Origin of the sequence: Sneathiella marina (assembly GCF_023746535.1) — a bacterium.
Taxonomy (GTDB): domain Bacteria; phylum Pseudomonadota; class Alphaproteobacteria; order Sneathiellales; family Sneathiellaceae; genus Sneathiella; species Sneathiella marina.
In genome coordinates this window covers 1,488,147-1,504,579 of the sequence record NZ_CP098747.1, presented here as the reverse complement: position 1 = coordinate 1,504,579, position 16,433 = coordinate 1,488,147, and the positions used below count along the sequence as shown (strand labels likewise).

General features: G+C 54.5%; 17 protein-coding genes. 12 read left to right on the top strand and 5 right to left on the bottom strand.

What is annotated here, in order from left to right:
• The first annotated feature begins 313 nt into the window (after positions 1-313).
• Complete coding sequence (locus NBZ79_RS07210; RefSeq protein ID WP_251936878.1) at positions 314-4,444, top strand: AsmA family protein; 4,131 nt, start codon at positions 314-316, stop codon at positions 4,442-4,444.
• Between the two features lie 29 nt (positions 4,445-4,473).
• On the opposite strand, the gene NBZ79_RS07205 is transcribed toward NBZ79_RS07210, so the two are convergent.
• Positions 4,474-5,103, bottom strand: a complete 630-nt coding sequence (locus tag NBZ79_RS07205; protein WP_251936875.1) for a sulfotransferase family protein — start codon at positions 5,101-5,103, stop codon at positions 4,474-4,476.
• Positions 5,104-5,353: 250 nt separating this feature from the next.
• Here NBZ79_RS07205 and NBZ79_RS07200 point away from each other — a divergent pair, with 250 nt between their 5' ends.
• The gene (locus NBZ79_RS07200) at positions 5,354-5,791 is read left to right on the top strand and encodes a hypothetical protein (RefSeq protein WP_251936873.1); all 438 of its coding nucleotides are present in this window, start codon (positions 5,354-5,356) and stop codon (positions 5,789-5,791) included.
• Positions 5,792-5,812: 21 nt separating this feature from the next.
• On the opposite strand, the gene NBZ79_RS07195 is transcribed toward NBZ79_RS07200, so the two are convergent.
• On the bottom strand, positions 5,813-6,244 hold the full coding sequence (locus NBZ79_RS07195) for an ester cyclase (protein WP_251936870.1): 432 nt from the start codon (positions 6,242-6,244) through the stop codon (positions 5,813-5,815).
• A gap of 171 nt (positions 6,245-6,415) precedes the next feature.
• On the opposite strand from NBZ79_RS07195, the gene NBZ79_RS07190 reads away from it, so the two are divergent.
• Positions 6,416-7,678: a hypothetical protein gene (locus NBZ79_RS07190; RefSeq protein ID WP_251936867.1), complete on the top strand. Its 1,263-nt coding sequence runs from the start codon at positions 6,416-6,418 to the stop codon at positions 7,676-7,678.
• Between the two features lie 2 nt (positions 7,679-7,680).
• On the opposite strand, the gene NBZ79_RS07185 is transcribed toward NBZ79_RS07190, so the two are convergent.
• The gene (locus NBZ79_RS07185) at positions 7,681-7,989 is read right to left on the bottom strand and encodes a hypothetical protein (RefSeq protein WP_251936864.1); all 309 of its coding nucleotides are present in this window, start codon (positions 7,987-7,989) and stop codon (positions 7,681-7,683) included.
• A gap of 135 nt (positions 7,990-8,124) precedes the next feature.
• On the opposite strand from NBZ79_RS07185, the gene NBZ79_RS07180 reads away from it, so the two are divergent.
• A complete protein-coding gene (locus NBZ79_RS07180; RefSeq protein WP_251936861.1) occupies positions 8,125-8,382 on the top strand; it encodes a hypothetical protein in 258 nt (85 codons plus the stop codon).
• 465 nt (positions 8,383-8,847) lie between these two features.
• Positions 8,848-9,441 (top strand): inner membrane-spanning protein YciB, encoded by a 594-nt coding sequence (locus tag NBZ79_RS07175; protein ID WP_251936859.1) that lies wholly within the window; start codon positions 8,848-8,850, stop codon positions 9,439-9,441.
• 7 nt (positions 9,442-9,448) lie between these two features.
• Here NBZ79_RS07175 and NBZ79_RS07170 read toward each other — a convergent pair whose 3' ends face one another.
• Positions 9,449-9,634, bottom strand: coding sequence for a hypothetical protein (locus tag NBZ79_RS07170; protein WP_251936856.1), 186 nt, complete (start codon positions 9,632-9,634; stop codon positions 9,449-9,451).
• Positions 9,635-9,853: 219 nt separating this feature from the next.
• Here NBZ79_RS07170 and NBZ79_RS07165 point away from each other — a divergent pair, with 219 nt between their 5' ends.
• From NBZ79_RS07165 to NBZ79_RS07140, 6 genes are all read left to right on the top strand, one after another.
• Positions 9,854-10,117, top strand: coding sequence for a hypothetical protein (locus NBZ79_RS07165; protein ID WP_251936853.1), 264 nt, complete (start codon positions 9,854-9,856; stop codon positions 10,115-10,117).
• 15 nt (positions 10,118-10,132) lie between these two features.
• A complete protein-coding gene (locus NBZ79_RS07160; protein ID WP_251936851.1) occupies positions 10,133-10,525 on the top strand; it encodes a VOC family protein in 393 nt (130 codons plus the stop codon).
• Positions 10,526-10,613: 88 nt separating this feature from the next.
• Positions 10,614-12,185, top strand: a complete 1,572-nt coding sequence (locus NBZ79_RS07155; protein WP_251936848.1) for a hypothetical protein — start codon at positions 10,614-10,616, stop codon at positions 12,183-12,185.
• Between the two features lie 112 nt (positions 12,186-12,297).
• Positions 12,298-12,930, top strand: coding sequence for a 2-hydroxychromene-2-carboxylate isomerase (locus tag NBZ79_RS07150; RefSeq protein ID WP_251936844.1), 633 nt, complete (start codon positions 12,298-12,300; stop codon positions 12,928-12,930).
• A 97-nt stretch (positions 12,931-13,027) separates the two neighbouring features.
• Positions 13,028-13,612: a dihydrofolate reductase family protein gene (locus NBZ79_RS07145; RefSeq protein ID WP_251936841.1), complete on the top strand. Its 585-nt coding sequence runs from the start codon at positions 13,028-13,030 to the stop codon at positions 13,610-13,612.
• Positions 13,613-13,790: 178 nt separating this feature from the next.
• Positions 13,791-14,507 (top strand): DNA helicase, encoded by a 717-nt coding sequence (locus NBZ79_RS07140; protein ID WP_251936839.1) that lies wholly within the window; start codon positions 13,791-13,793, stop codon positions 14,505-14,507.
• 9 nt (positions 14,508-14,516) lie between these two features.
• On the opposite strand, the gene NBZ79_RS07135 is transcribed toward NBZ79_RS07140, so the two are convergent.
• On the bottom strand, positions 14,517-15,329 hold the full coding sequence (locus NBZ79_RS07135) for a class I SAM-dependent methyltransferase (RefSeq protein ID WP_251936836.1): 813 nt from the start codon (positions 15,327-15,329) through the stop codon (positions 14,517-14,519).
• Positions 15,330-15,516: 187 nt separating this feature from the next.
• Between NBZ79_RS07135 and NBZ79_RS07130 the strand changes: the two genes are divergently transcribed.
• Complete coding sequence (locus NBZ79_RS07130) at positions 15,517-16,416, top strand: MBL fold metallo-hydrolase (protein ID WP_251936833.1); 900 nt, start codon at positions 15,517-15,519, stop codon at positions 16,414-16,416.
• Positions 16,417-16,433 lie beyond the last annotated feature (17 nt).

The following is a 16,433-nucleotide window of genomic DNA, read 5'->3' as shown; positions in this document are numbered from 1 at the left end:
CCCTTTTTCCCAAGGCAACATTCACGAACTCAGGAAATTTCCAACTCAAGCTTTGGCATGGGGTTCACCTGTCGTTTATCAGGCGCCTAGATCTACGCCTATTATTTTACCGTCGATGACGAGGGTCACCCCGTTCCCGGACGACTGTTCCGCCCTTTTGCCCCGGCAAGCTAGCAGTCTGGCAGGTGGATTGACTGAAGATCCTTAAGCCTGGCGGCGGTTTGTCAGCCTGGACAAGGCCGCGTTACAATATACCCGCCTAACTCATGAATTTCCTTTTGACCCAATCCGCCCTATCATACAGGATAAGAGGATGGCGGGCGGAAAACCGGCGCCATGGCGGCTGGAGGCCAACCCCGTGAAGTGGAAAATTGGGTTATCGATAATTGGATTGCTGGTGCTGGCGACGGCCGTATTGACTGTCGGTCCGCGCCTGATCAACTGGAATGATTTCAAGCCGCAGCTTGCGGAACTGGTTTATGAGGAAACCGGCAAGGAACTGACCATTGACGGGGATATCGAGCTTAACCTGGTGCCGAGCCTGACTTTTCGCACCACCGGCATCCGCCTGGTGGAACCCACCTTTCAAACAAAAACACCGCTTGCGGCAATCGCAGAGATCTCCGGTGAGATCAGCCTCTTTTCGCTGCTTTTCGGCGAACTGGATGTTCAGTCTTTCGTTATTTCAAAGCCCGAATTCAACCTTGTCGTGAGCGAGGAAGGCGATACAAACTGGCGCCTGTATGTAAGCCGTCCGGCAAAGGATGACGAAGACGGCGATGCGTCCTCCGGCTTGTTACCCGTTGCCATCGCCACACTCGATAATGTCCGGATCGAACAGGGCCGCGTACAATTTCACGACCGGCGCACGGGGCAGGATATTGTCGCCGAGGACTTAAAAACCGGCGTCAGCCTGCCGAACCGCGCGGCGGCGCTTCTGATTGAGGGCGGCACGACGCTCAACAAAAAAGCCGTCAGCTGGACGTTTGACGTTTCAACATTGGCGGAGTTGGAAGACGGTCGGGAAGCAAAAGTCACCGGCACTGTGAAATCCGGGCTTCTGGCGCTGACCACAGCCCTCAATCTGGATCTGGCCCCGCCCTTCGACCTGACCGGAGAATTAACCGCCAATGCCACGTCCGTCGGTGCCATTGCCAGCTGGCTGGACCGACCCCTTGAAGAGGATCCCGGCGCTGTCCGGATCAAGGCAACGTTCAAAAGCGAGGAAGATCAGAAGACCGCCCTCACCGCTGTGCTGGAGGGCAAGGACCTGAACGCAACCCTGTCCGGTGATCTGGACCTTGGGGCAAAAATACCAACGGCCAATCTCAAGCTGGAAGGGAAAGTCCTGGATTTCTCCCGCTACTTCCCGGCCCCGGCCGACACGAAACTGGCCCCCTCCGCCCCGCGGGAGGACAGCCAGATCAATCTCGCCACGGCGGGGCGGAAATTCAGGCAGCCGCTGGATCTGGGGTTCCTGACCGACATAAACGCAAAATTCAGCCTGCAGCTGGAAAAGATCATCACCCACCGCATCACCATGGGCCCGATCCTGGCAAACGGTGCCATCAAGGAGGGCAGCTTGAGCGCAAAGCTCCAGCAGCTTTCGTTATATGGCGGCACCCTGTCCGGGGACGTCAGCTTGCGGGATAAAAACGGCAATGCCGCTCTCACAGCGGATGCCCAGATGGCAAAAATCCCCTTCGATAAAATTGGCGAGGGTCTGGCTCTGGACAGCCTGCCGATATCGGGAACGGGAACCGGCAGCCTGAGTTTTACCAGCGACGGACCGACGATCCAGCAGCTGGCGCAGAACGCCCGCTTTGATTTAAATCTGACCTTGACGCCGATCGCCGATACATCGAAAGACGCCATGATATCAGCCGCCAAGATCAACCTGACCCGAAAGGAAACACGCGGCCCGGGCCAGCTGGACGGGACGATGACATTTAAGGGACAGCCGGTAACGCTAACCGGAAATGTCACCCCCAAAAGAACGGCGAACGACCTCACAGGCATGGATTTCACGACCCGTCTGCAATCAAAGCTTGCCACATTGAAAATTGAGGGGACCCGCGATTTATCCCCGACACCCAAGACCGAAGCCCATGTGGATTTCAAAGCGGGATCGGCCCGCAAGCTTGCCCTCTGGCTGGATTTACCGGCAGCCAAGGCAATCAAGGAAACTGGCACAGACCCGATCACCGTTACCGGCACCCTGCATCATCAGGATCAGGTAACAACATTTGAAAAGCTGACATTTTCCGGCCCCCTGATCTCGGCAATAGCCACCGGCAAGATTGACGAAGGCGCCGAACCTCCCGCGATTGAACTGGATATTGACGGGAAAGGCATCGATGTGGACCGGCTGCTTGCCCTGCTGCCACAAGCGCCTGAGAAATCCCAGCTGTCCGCCGAGCAGGCGCAGGAAGAGGATGCCTTCGTGGCCTTCCTGTCCGACAAGGCACTGGAGCTTTCCGGTTTGCAAAGCTTTGACATGGATTTGAAACTGCATCTTGATAAAGCCCTGTACGAGGAGGTGGAATTCGGCCCCATTACTACCAACACGCTGTTGAAACAGGGGAAGCTGGCCACCTCGATCAAGGCCTTTCAATATGACGGGTCCGACTTGACGGCCCAGATGACATTTGACACCAAGCCGTCCGTCTATGACTTCACCGCCCGTTTCAATATTGCCCGCTGGAAAGGGGAAACCGTTGCAAGGACCCGCAAGGGCAAGATTACCCTGGAACAGGGGATCACCGGCCAGGGAGACTTCTCGGCGCGCGGACGCAGCCCGCGGGCATTGGTGGCCAGCCTTCGGGGGAAGCTGCACCTGTCCGTTCCCGGCATCAGCTTCAGCGGTGGGAAGATTGCCGGTTTCTCGCAAACCTCTCTCGACCTGATTATCCCTGAAACCCCCAACACCCTGGAGCTCAAGGCAAAAAGCACACTGATCCTGGGCAAGGAGAAAATCGAGCTGCCCCTGGTCACCGACCTGAAAACCGGGCGGCTGATTAGCCTGGTGCAGGATTCCGACATGCCCATCGACTTGACGGTGAGCCTGGGCGAGTCAAATATGTCGCTTGTCGGGAAAATCAGCAACGCGCGGACAACGCCGAAGGCAAATCTTGAAATGAGCTTTCAGGCCCCCAGCCTGACCGCATATCGAATGCTGATCCAGGATCTGCCGGATGTGGCACCGGTCAATGCCAAGGCGACGCTTGTCGCGGATCGGGAAAATATTCATCTCAGCGGTTTGGCGGCACGCGTCGGACCTTCTGATCTGGCGGGGCAGCTTACTGTCAGCCTGGCTGATGACCCTCGGGATATACAGGGAACCCTTACCTCGAACCTGATTGACTTATCCATTTTCCAGCCTGAGCCAAAGGAGGCGAAAACGAAAAGCGCAAGCAGCGGGGAAACTGCGCCGGCGGCAGCGGGTGAGGATAAGTATGTGTTCAAGGACACCCCGTTTCCAACGGAAATTCTGGCGGAATATAATGCCAATATGATCATCGATATCAAGAAGCTGAAAGTCAGCAATGTGATGGAACTGGATAATGTGACAGCCAATATCCTGCTGGAAAACAAGGTTCTTTCGCTCGATCCGTTGCGCATGGAAAAAGGCAAGGGAACGCTGGAGACAAGCCTCATCTACAACACCGCTGTCGAGGTTCCGAAGCTGACTTTAAGCTCGACCATACAGGACCTGGATGTGGTGGTGACCGACGATGTCCGGTTAATTCTCGATAGCCATAGCGATCTCACCGCGTCGGGAAACAGCCCCCGAAAACTGGCGAGCAGCCTTAACGGGCGGACGGACTGGATTTCCCGCAAAGGACAAATCGATAGCGGGTTCCTCGGGTTTTTGAGTTTTGGCGCCGGGAATATCTTCTCGACTTTTTTCGGGGACAAGAAAAACGCCCCCTTCGACTGTATGGTCATTCGCTTCAATATCGAAAACGGCTTGATGACCCCGGCCGTGGCCATGGTCGATACGGACGATCTGGTCATTGCCGCCAGCGGCAACATCAACCTGCGTGATGAAACCTTGGCGCTGACCATCGGCACAAGCGCCCGGACCGTCGGGGTGGCCGACCTGGTTGTCCCCATTCTGGTTACCGGGACATTGAAATCCCCGCAAGCCATTCCCAATCCCGTTGCGGGAACAAAAAATCTCAGCGTCGGTATCCTCAGCCTTCTCAATCCTGTCAATGCCGTTAATACTGTTTTCGGGACGGATATTCTGGGCGGCAACAAACCTCCCTGCGCCCTCGCTTTTGAAAAAGTAGCCGACACCAAGGCACCTGCAGACCTGACATTGACCGCAGAACAATCGAAGAATAAGGGCCTGCTCGGCGCAACAGCAGAAGAAGCCGGAAGCCTCCTGAAATCCGTCGGCTCCGGCCTCAATAAACTGTTCGGCGGGGAAAACGAGTAGTCCGCGACACCTGGTTGGTTTTCAGGGCTCTAGTCCCTCTTCTCTTCCCGTATTTTATTAAGCGTGTCTATTTTCTGGTGGAATTCGTTGCTCTGGTTTTTGTGGGGATAGGCATCCTCAGGCACGGGTACATCCAGAAATTTACAGATGGGATCCCAGCCGCTCCCCGTTTCATAGGTCAATAAACGCTCCGGCGGGAAGGTTGCCTGCACGTCGGCAATATTCCGCTGATAGCTGTCAATCACATGATCCCTGTCGTCAATATTGCCTGCGAATACCTTGTCGCGGATCAGCCGCAAACCCAGCGATTCCAAATCCTTGGTCTTGCGTAAAGTGGTGAAGATGGTTTTTTCCATACTGTCATACCAGCGCCCCGCATCCCGCACGCTCAACAGGATTTTTGCGTCTGGAAAATACGCGCTCAACTCGCGCCAGTAAAAAGCCGCCGGCCAGTCCACTGTCGCCCCGTAGCCTTGAAATATCATATCCCAATCCGGTGTCTCGCCTCTGGCGATAGCGCGCCAGTTGTCGACGCGATCCTGACGCAGCATAACTTCATGCATATGATAACATTTTCCAACCCCGAGCATTTCCAGGGCGGTTTTCAACGAGTCTGTCCCGGTCCGGCCAAAGCCCGCGCCGATAATTGAAAGCGCCATTTATACGTCCTCCCTTTCCCGCCAAAAAAATTGCCCAAATTGGAATTCTCGTTCAAATAGACATTTTTTGTTAATTGATTGCCATTATTGCTTAAAGATGTCCTGGCGTAAATCAGGCACTTAACCGGTGGATTTTCGAATTCATCGTCATTGCGGAGAATAGTAATAAAAAGCGGATGAATTTGCATATTTTGTTTTTCTTATATATTATAATTAACAATTCACTGTTTTCCAGGATAGCGATGACGAGATGAATTTTCGTAAAGTATCCTTTTTTGAATCAAAGCATTGCGAGATCGAAACGCATGCCGTCGGTGAGGAGATGTTCCACCATATAAAGATACTTGCGCCGCTTGGTCGGGCGGAACGTATCCCGATTTATGAAGAGACTCTCAAGCTCAATAATTCCCCCCATTACTTCTGTATCGTCAATAACAGTCAGGGGCATGAAAACACCCTGTCCTATGACGATATGCTGTTTTTCAGCAAGATGTTGACCAAAGGCGGTATCACCCATTTTTACAACGCCGTGGTGACCAATGATCATCGTTATCTGGATACCATCAAACTGACCGGCGCTGTCTCAAAACTGGCAGGCATTATCTCGGAAACCGTGTCGACATCCAATCAGGAACAGGCCGAAGCCTTTATCCGAGGAAAAATCAAGGAAACCGCCGGCAGCACTTAAGGATTGCCAGACGATCCCGGATCACGCGAAATCTGTCGGGCTCCCGATCCCTAGTTGTTGCTTGATCGCGTCGATATCCCCCAGCACCCAGAGGTCCGTAATTTGTGTCCCGTTGGTTTTAAAGAAGGCGGCGCCGGCCCAGGTAATTTTCTTGTGGGTGGGCGGGGTTGCATAAAAAACGCCGTCCTGGGTGCCGACAAATTCCATCCGGGCGACCGCCTGTTCGCCTTCGGTCACAATCTCCTGGATACGGCACATGAAATCCGGCAGCGAGAGGCGCACCGATCGCAGATAGTCAAGAAATCCGTCGGGTCCGCGCCGCTCCGGCCCCAGGGAACCGCGGAACCGAAAATCCGCATGCAGGATGTCATGGGCCACCGCTTCATCCGCCTTGTTCCAGAGCTCATGATAAAAGCGCTCGATCAACCGGGTGGGTGAGAGGGTCAGGGTCATCAATCGTTCCTCCGCTTTCTTTTCGGTCCGCCAGATGGAAAACCTACGCGTTCGGGGCGCCTCCGGGCAAGACGTGTTTTATCAATTTATTCACACCCGCGGGCCTTTCATGCTAGCCTGAGCTTCATGAACTTGGATCTGGTCACGGACTGATAGGGGACAATGATTGAGATGAAGCATCAATTTTTCGGGACTGCACTGCTGGCCCTCACCTTCGTATTGGCGAGCCCGCCCGCAACCGCCACAGAGTTGCGCTATAGCTATTCGGTTGAGTTCGAAAAGCCGGAACGCCACATCAAGAAAGCGATGAAAAAGAAATTTCAACCGCTTCTCACCCCCCTGACCAAGGAAGTGACCCGCCGTCAGGATGCCGGGGATACGGTAACCTGTTCCATCCAGATCGCCCGGGAGGTGCATTGGCTGATCAATTACACCTCCTATGACGCCAAAGTGCTGCAGGGGCTGGAGGATTTGAAGGAAAGCCTCAAGGAAAAGGATCAGTCCTGGGCGCTGGAGCAGACACAAAGCGACGGCTCCTGGGGGGCCTGTTACAAGACCTGGATGTTCCGCCTGCATGCCTCCATCGATCCGTTGAAGGAGCTGGTGCTGATCGGCAAGCGGCCGAAATATCCGCTTAAATTCCTGGAGCCCGTAAACACACCGGAAAAACTTGACGCGCTGTATGACAAGATTATCGTATCCCGTCTGGAAGTGGATGGGGTCAGCCATCGCCGGGATCTCAATTATGTCACCTCGTCCCTGGGCCAGCTTTTATGGATACCTGACTATGCGGGTATCCTGGAAGGCACCGATTATCCGCGCGAGGAAATGGCGGACGCCCTGATCCGCATTGTTGACGAGCGCTGGCAAAATCCCAAAACCGGATATTGGGGCGCCTGGTATGATACGGACGGCGATATCAATAAAAGCGACGATTTGAGCATCACTTTTCATATCGTCGCCTATCGCAATGGCGATGTGCCGCATCTGGACAAGATTGTCGAAACGACCTTGAACCTGCGTGAACAGCCCTACCCCTATGGCTGGCAGGATCGCGGCACCAAGAATAATCACCACAGCTATGACGTGGTCAAATTGCTGCGCTATGGCTGGCCCTATCTCGACGCGTTTGAGCGGGCGGCGGTCTCGGCCGAGATTTCCATTATGCTGGCCCGCTCTTTACGCCTTTCCATGGATGGTCAGGGACGATTTTACGAGGATGCCTATGACAATGTCGGAGATGCCTATTATTTCGGTGTCTCGTTCCTGGATGAGGCGGGGTTTTTCCGGCGCTCCAAACTGTTCTGGGCAAAGCGCCTGACTTTCGCCGATTCAGAAAATGTGCGGCAAAAAATCATTGCCAACCTGAAAAAGCTCGACAGCCGGGACCCGATGATTGCCGCCGCGCTCCGTAAAGCTGAGGCAACGGATTAAACTCAGTCCCCGGCCTTCGCCGCCAGTTGCTTTTCCATTTCGGCAAGCTTGAGTTCGAGCTGCCCGACCCGTTGGGTAAGCGCCGCAATATCGATCGCCGTCCGCTCCGTATCCACCGAAAGCGAGATGATGGTGTTGTTGAACGCGACCAGCAATGCCTCGGCCCGGCCAAATACAAAATCCTCCACATCCGTTGTGTTTTTTTCCGCGGCAAAGGCAAAACCTGCAGCCACGGTCAGCATCGCACCCACCAGCAGGATCTTCATGCCGCGCCGGCCCTTCACTCCCGATTTCCCTTTATGTCCCGACATCCCGCTCTCCCTGATTTATAATTGACTTTTTGGCTCACCGGAATTTCAATCATGGCAGTTTTAACAGCGATGTCATCCGCAATTTTTAGTGCCATGCCATAACTGCTCCTGAAACCTGAAAGCAAAGGATGTCACATGAAACAGGTCGACCGAATTCTGCTGCTGGCCCTTGTCGCCGGACTCTGGACATTAATATTGTCGCCGCTGTCCCCGCACGCCGAAACCAAAACCAACTGCAGCTTTGTTTTCGATAGCGCGTCAGGTCAGGTGAACCGCGGCAAAGTCATTCCCCATGTCAATTACGGCGAGGATAACCGTGATCCCAAAACGATGGCACCGCAAGGCTGGATGTTTTCCCTTAAAAAAGCGACAGGCTCCGTCACCTGCCCGTAAGGCAGGGGCTTGCAGCTGTATAATCGACCGGTCAAAATCGCCTCCCGATTTTTTCACCGGCAAATATACAAACGGCAACATTTGCGGGCAGAAAATCCCGCGAACCCTGTCCGGAAATAAGAAAATAATAATCAGTAAACCAAAGGCGAGGTCGCTTTTTGGGAAATGTGTCTCACTGCCCGACTATCGCGCCTCTACTCTCATGTCAGGGGCCCTGTGTACCCGAGTACCGCTCGTTGTAAGGAAGAACCCCTGAATGACTCTAGATCGCAACAATACCCTTAATTGGTTTAAATGTCAAGAAAATAATCATTTTCAGGATGTATGACAGCTCTCAATTAGAAGAAAGACCGCGATTTTTGGTGAAATTAACAAAATACTAGCATTTCAGCGCTATGTGTGACGTTCAACCCGTCCACAGGACGGACAAGCCAGGCAACCGCGACCCTAAGGGATGACCAGCACATGACGGATAAAAAGGCCCCGCACCCCAAGCCGCAGATATCGCCCGTGATCAGGCTGCTGATCGATGTCGGGCCGCTGCTTTTGTTTTTTGTGGTTGACCAGATGGCCGATATTTTTGTCGCGACGGCCGCCTTGCTGATGGCCTGTATCGCCTCGTTTGCGGCCTCCTGGACAATGATGCGGAAAATTCCCGTCCTGCCCTCGGTCTCGCTGCTGTTCGTGCTGATTTTCGGCAGCCTCACCCTGCTTCTGGGGGATGAGGAATTTATCAAGATCGAGGTTTCCATCACCAACGCCCTTTGCGGCGCCTTCCTGCTGACGGGCCTATTGTTCGGGCAGTCCTTCCTGAAAACCGCTTTTGGCGAGGTACTGGAGGTGGATGATGAGGGCTGGCGCAAACTCACCCTGCGGCTGGGGCTGTTCCTGATCGCCATCGGGATCCTCAATGAAGCGGTGCGCCATATCACCTCAAACGACCTTTGGGTGGCCTTCCGGGTCTATGGCATCCTCGGCCTTAACTGCCTGTTTTTCTTCTCCCAGATCCCGCTGATCAAACGCCATATGACGGAAGAAGAGGACGCCCCGGCGGAGTAAGCACGGGCTACAGGGCGTAATGCCAATAGCTGCCGACAAAGGAAAGAATAATCACGATGGCCGCGACGGTTCCCAGTATGCGGGAGCGCAATCGCTTGTTCTGCCGATGGCGGAGAAAGTCCTGATTAGCCCGACGATGCGCATCCATCAGATGCATGCGGTCAATTCCCTCATCATAATTTCCAGCCGGCATGATCCTCTCCTCCGGGGACATCTTAACGTCCAATAGTCGATTAACATCAAAGATATATGGCAACAGCTTCATGTCAAAATTATGACATTGTCACAACCTGATATATTGATTTCCCCAAGACCTATTCAATATATGCGGCAATGACAGGCCCCTTTCTATCTGCGCCACCTTTTGCTATTCTGTACGGGAACCGGGAGTAATTGAGGGGAGTTAAAGCGTATGTCAAAAAGTCTACGGGAGCGGGCGGAAGATACAGCGAAGGAAGTTCGGGAGATCCTTGGCGTGTCTGAGGATGATCATCCAACGGAGGTTGCCGATGCCATCGAGCATGCCATTATCCGCGCCCTGATCGAGGAGAGGGATCGCTGCGCCGACATGATCCATGACCATATGGAGGAGGATGCGCAGAAGGCCAAATATGTGTCTGATAAAGTGCGGGCGGTCAAATCTGTTCTCATAACCAATCTCAGTAGTATGCGCTGACCGCCGAGACGCATCATGAAACAGTATCTCGGCCTGACGGCGGTTGTTGTCAAAGACTATGACGCCGCCATAGATTTCTATGTGAATATTCTGGGCTTCGAGCTGCTGCAGGATATTGAGGTGCCGGAGCAGCAAAAACGCTGGGTGGTTGTCGGCCCCAAAGGCGCAACGGACTCCCGCCTGCTGCTGGCCCGCGCTGTCGGTGACGAGCAATCGTCGCGCATCGGTAACCAGACCGGCGGCCGTGTCTTCCTGTTCCTCTATACGGATGATTTCTGGCGCGACTATAACGCCTATCTGGCCAAAGGCGTCCGCTTTATCCGCGAGCCCAAAACCGAACCCTACGGCACCGTCGCCGTGTTCGAGGATATCTGCGGCAACCAATGGGACCTGGTGGAACCTGCGTAAATTCCGAGATACCGGTTGCCAGCCCCGCCCTGCCCGTTAAAATTGGTTTTGAACCGCGGAATTAAAACCCGGGGATAAGGACGGAGAAATGGCAGAAATTGGGAAGGCAAGAAAGTGCTTGAAAGGCCAAGAAGCCATCAACCTCTGGCTTGCGGGGAAGGATATGTGGAATTCGCAGACAGCCAATCCATTTGGAATGGATGTGGATTTTTCCGATGTTTCCTTTGACGATCATGTTCCCAATTTTCACGACGGATCTGCGAGATTTTCCTTTGATGGCTATCAATTTCCGAACGGCAACGTCATTTTCGACCGCGCGAATTTTGGCAACGGTGGTGTTTCGTTTAAAAATGCGGTGTTTGGTGAAGGCGAAGTGTCCTTTTCAAACACAATATTTGGCAAGGGATATGTTTCCTTTAGGAAGACAAAATTTGGCGACGGAGACGTTTCCTTCGATAATACAAAGTTCAGCGACGGTCGGATTTCCTTCCAAGATGCATCGTTTGGCAATGGCAACGTCAATTTCGAGGATGCGGTATTTAAGGCACAAGTATCATTTAATAACACTGAGTTTGGTGATGGATACATTTCTTTTGATGGCGCCAAGTTTCAAAGTAGCCATGTTTCATTCGATAATGCTCATTTCAGACTTGGATTAACAGATTTTAACAACACTGAATTTTCTGGAGTTAAAGTTTCCTTCAATAAAACGGTTTTTGGAAAAGGCAATGTTACCTTCATGAACGCTCTATTCCATGAAGCAACTATCCAGTTTATCAGTACTAATTTTGGCGACGGAAATACCAATTTTGATCGATGCCATTTTGGTAAAGGAAGCGTCTATTTTTTAGCAGCGACATTTGGCAAAGGTAACGTTTCTTTTGACCGATCCATTTTTGGTGGTGACTTGATCTCGTTTGATAGTGCTACGTTAGGCAAAGGCAAATTTTCTCTCGAAGAAGTCCAGTCAGATGCTGTTGTTAATTTCTCGAAGCTTGCCAACACGGATAAAACTAACCAATTCTCTCTGCGCCACGGAACCTTTAACCAAAGCCTGATGATGCCCGAAGGCAAACTGGGATGCGTGCCGGATTTGCGAAATTGCAAGCTGGACAAGCAGGTGACCCTGCATGAACTGGAAATCACCCTCAATCGTGAAAGGCGGCCATGGCCTGTTTTTGGCGTGCTGGCTGCCAGCGACCCAGAAGATGCCTCGCGCCTCCGCCGGTTAAAGGAAATCGCAGAAAGCAACCGGGATCACGCGCAGTCCCTCTCCTTTCATGCCGATGAGATGCGGGCGAAAAGATGGGTGGAAATCGGCTTTTTTGCCTCCATTCTGGATGCCGCCTTTTCCGCGCTCAGTGATTACGGACAGAGTATCTGGCGGCCTACATTCTGGCTTTTCGTGATGAATTTGGTTCTGGTTGGATTCTATACAGCAAGTTCAGGGGGCAAATGGCTGGAGGCGATTGAATATACCCTCGCCAATAGCCTGCCCTTTTTGATCAGCAGCCGGAAAATCGGCACGGACAGCCTGACGGCACTCTATGGCGGGAGCATTCCGGACTATCTCAATTTCCTGACCATGGGTCAGGGCGTGCTCACGGTGATCTTTCTGTTTCTCATCGGTCTCGGCCTTCGCAACCGCTTCCGCATCTAGTCAAATGGCCCGTCCCGGCTTATTGATTTCCTTCCCCTGGTCTTCGCATACCGGTATCATCAGCCCGAACATGTCCCAAAACTGACCCTGAAAAGAGAGGGAGTAGACAGTCGTGACCAAAGCCAAATGGTATTTTGATTTCATCTCGCCCTTTGCCTATTTGCAATTGGCCCGGTTTCCCAAATTGCCGCCTGACCTGGACATAACACCGGTTCCCGTGCTTTTCAGCGCCCTGCTAAAGCATTGGGGCCAGTTGGGACCGGCCGAAATTCCGCCCAAGCGACGCTTTGTCTATCGGTTTTTTCAATGGAATGCCGATCAGTTGGGACTTCCCTTCGCCATGCCGCCGCGACATCCCTACAACCCGTTGCCGCCCCTCAGATTATGCCTTGCCGCCGGCGGGCAGCTCTCTCATGTGAGGGCGGTGTTCGATGTGATTTATGGCAAAGGGGTACAACCGGATGCACCTGAGGGCATTGAGGCGATCGCGGCGGCGCTCGGCATTTCTGACCCTGAGGCCGCAATGGCAGAGGGAGTGGTTAAAGACACCCTTCGGGCCAACAGCGAAGCGGCAATTGCCGATGGCGTCTTCGGCGTTCCCTCCTTTGTCGTGGGCGGAGAGGTTTTCTGGGGCGGCGATGCAACACAGATGATGCTGAACTATCTGGACAATCCGGCGCTGTTTGAGACGGCCGAGATGAAACGGATTTCCGACATGCCCATGGGGTTGGTCCGTGCGAAGTGATACCGCGTCATGATCGGATCGCATCCGCTAAATATGTTCTGTATCATATATTCTTGCGGTGATAGCGTCGGGCCCTTAACAACTTCTGGAGAGAGATATGCGCAGCCTTGCCCTTCTGACATTCATAACCCTGGACGGCGTGATGCAGGCGCCGGCACAAGCTGAGGAGGATCGCTCTGGCGGGTTTGAGCTGGGCGGCTGGGCCATGCCCTACTGGCCCGACGTCATGGCACAGGTGCAGGAGGAAGCCATGTCCGCGCCCTATGATCTATTGCTGGGGCGCAACACCTATGAAAGTTTCGCCGCCCATAACCAGGGCACCGATGACACCCCGGTCGCCGTGATGCTTAACAAGGCGACCAAATATGTCGCCACGACAACGCAAGAGGATTTGAGCTGGCAGAACTCCCATATCCTGCAAGGTGATGTGGCCTCGGCGGTGGCGGATCTCAAGCGACAGGACGGCCCCTTGCTGCAGGTGCATGGCAGCTGGCAATTGATCCAGACCCTGTTGGCGCAGGATCTGGTGGATGAGTTCCGGCTCTGGACCTTTCCGGTTCTCGCTGGACCCGGCAAGCGGCTGTTCGGCCCTAAAATGCCGCCCGGGGATATTGAGCTGGTGAAAAGCGGGGCGACCTCCAGCGGCGTTGTCATGACCCTCTACCGGCGCGCAAGAAGGTGACATCTTTGCTGCAACGGTCTGAATTTTCTGCTACACTCGGTTTGCGCCGAGCTCGCGCCGCCCCCCTTCACCGGGAAAGCACCTCACTGCAGAGTTGACCATCAACACAACCTGACCTTTTATGCGGGTGTCGAACAGAAGAAGGGAATGTTTTGCGAACCCGTGATTGGAGGTTCACATGAAACTATCAGCTCCCCTGCACGTCCTGAAACAGCGCGCCAAGGAAGCCAAACGCACCCGGTCCATCCCCCTCAGCGCCGCGTTGAATGACGTCGCCAAAGCGGAGGGATTTGCCTCCTGGAGCTTGCTGCAGGCCAGGATGAAAACCCGCGATGCCAAACCCAACGGCGCAGAAGATATTCTGAACAGCCTGAAGCCCGGGGATCTCGCCCTGATCGGCGCCCGGCCGGGCCTTGGGAAAACCAGGCTGGCATTGGAAATAGTGCTAAGGGGGCGATCAGCGGACCGCCCCTGTTTCTTTTTCTCGCTGGAATATACGAAAAGCGAGGGCGAGCGGAAACTTGCCGAGCTGGACCCCGCCTATATATCCGGTGAGGCCGGTTTGTATCTGGATGTCTCCGATCAAATTTCCGCCGCCCATATCATTGAGCAAACCGCGACGCTGCTCCGGCCCGGCTCGATTATTGCCATCGATTATCTGCAGCTGCTGGACCAGCAACGGCAAAAGCCGCCCCTGCAGGCGCAAGTGATGGCGTTGAAAGCCTTTGCACAAGACAGCAAATGCATCATCCTCTTCATCTCGCAGATTGACCGGGCCTATGATGCAGAGGCGGATCTGCCGCCGGGGCCTGAGGATATCCGGCTGCCGAACCCGCTGGACTTGACGCTGTTCAACCGGAAAATCTTTATGCAGGGGGGCGAAATCGCCGCATAGCCTGCGCGCCTACGCTTTGGCTTCGATCACATGGCCGCGTATTTTACTGCGGACCTCTCCGGGGCCAAAGCGGGCGGCAATGGCCTCGGCGGCGGCATCCGTCACCCGCGCCAGCGACGTCGCATCACGGGCCTCGATCTCGTTTTTCAGCGGCGTCCCCTGACAATAGGCGATGGCCGGATGACGCGGCGAGGTGCCGACGCTCTCCTCCTCTACGGTGGTAATGGTAATGCGGGAGAACCCGGCCTCTTCCAGCTCGCGCCTGATCTGGTCCACATCATGATACCCATGCGGGGTGCGGGCGAGAAACCGGGGCGGGTCCTCGGGGAACAGGGTCGCGGCGGCCTTGGTTACCTCATCGGCGAATTCATTGGCCCCGATATGATCCCAGACATTGAACAGAAATGTGCCCTGTGGCTTGAGGACCCGCAATGCCTCACGATACCCGGCAATGCGGTCGGGGAAGAACATCACGCCGAACTGGCATATCACCGCATCAAATACATCCGCGTCCAGCGGCAGGGCCAGTGCATCGGCGCGCCGCCAGCTGATGCGGTCGTCACCGCCCTGTTTGGCCGCCGCATGGTCGAGCATGGGCTGGTTGAGGTCCGTCGCCAGATACACGGCATTGGCCGCCAGATGCGGCGCCATCGCACGGGTGACAACGCCGCTGCCCGCGGCGGTTTCCAGAACGAAGCGCGGCGTGAGGGCGCCGGCCCGGCGCGCCAGGTCGGCAGCATATTTCTCGAAAATAAGCGGCACCAGGTAGGTATCGTAAAATTCGGGAATGGATCCCGTAAAAACCTTGTCACCGTCCCCCATCAAGCCTCTCCCCCCAGAGCAATTAACGTGAATAAATAATACTTTATACCATTTTGAGCTGATGGCAAAGGTCCCGCCCTGATCGCTCTTTTTGCGTCTACCAATCCATAAAGTCGACATTCCTGTTGCCGCCGCAGATTGATCCGCTACAATCAATGTAAACCTCTGCTAGGAAAGAAGAAAAATAATGGCTGTGAAAGTCCCCTATAAAAAAGACCTCGAATTTGATTATGGTGTTTGTGATGAGCTGAGCCCGTTGATCCGGCGGGTGATTGCCAATAACCCCAGCGCCTTCACCTTTCATGGTTCGGGCACTTATATTATCGGCCGGGGCAATGTGGCGGTGATCGATCCGGGACCCCTGGTGCCCGAACATATCGCCGCCATCATGAAAGCGGTTGAAGGGGAAACCATCTCCCATATCCTCATTACCCATACCCACCGGGATCATTCACCGGGCGCGGAGCCCCTAAAACAGCTCACCGGCGCCAAGACCTATGGTTTTGGCCCTCACGGCAGCGGCAAGCCGGATATGGAACCGGAAGAAGGCGGCGACATGGACTTCGTGCCCGATGTCAAAATCAACGACGGCGACATTATCGAGGGCGAGGGCTGGACCATGGAGGCGATCCATACACCGGGCCATCTGTCCAACCATATCTGTTTCGGCCTGCAAGAGGAAAAAACCCTGTTTACCGGCGATCATGTTATGGGCTGGTCAACCACGATCGTCTCCCCTCCCGATGGGGACATGAGCAGCTATATGACCAGCCTCGAGAAACTGCTGCCGCTGGATTACCATACTTACTGGCCCACCCATGGCCCGGCAATCACCGAGACCAAGCCCTTTGTCGAGGCGCTGATTGCCCATCGCCACGACCGCATGGACCAGATCCGCGCCTGTCTGGCCGGCGGCCCGCTCAGCATCCCTGACATGGTCACGCAAATGTATACGGATGTGCCGGAATTCCTGCATCCGGCGGCGGCCCGATCCGTCTATGCCCATATCCTGCATATGCGCGACGGCGGAGAACTGACGTCGGACGGTGCCGGGGACGAGCGGGATTTATTCTCACTGGCCGGCTAGCAGGCATATTATTGAAG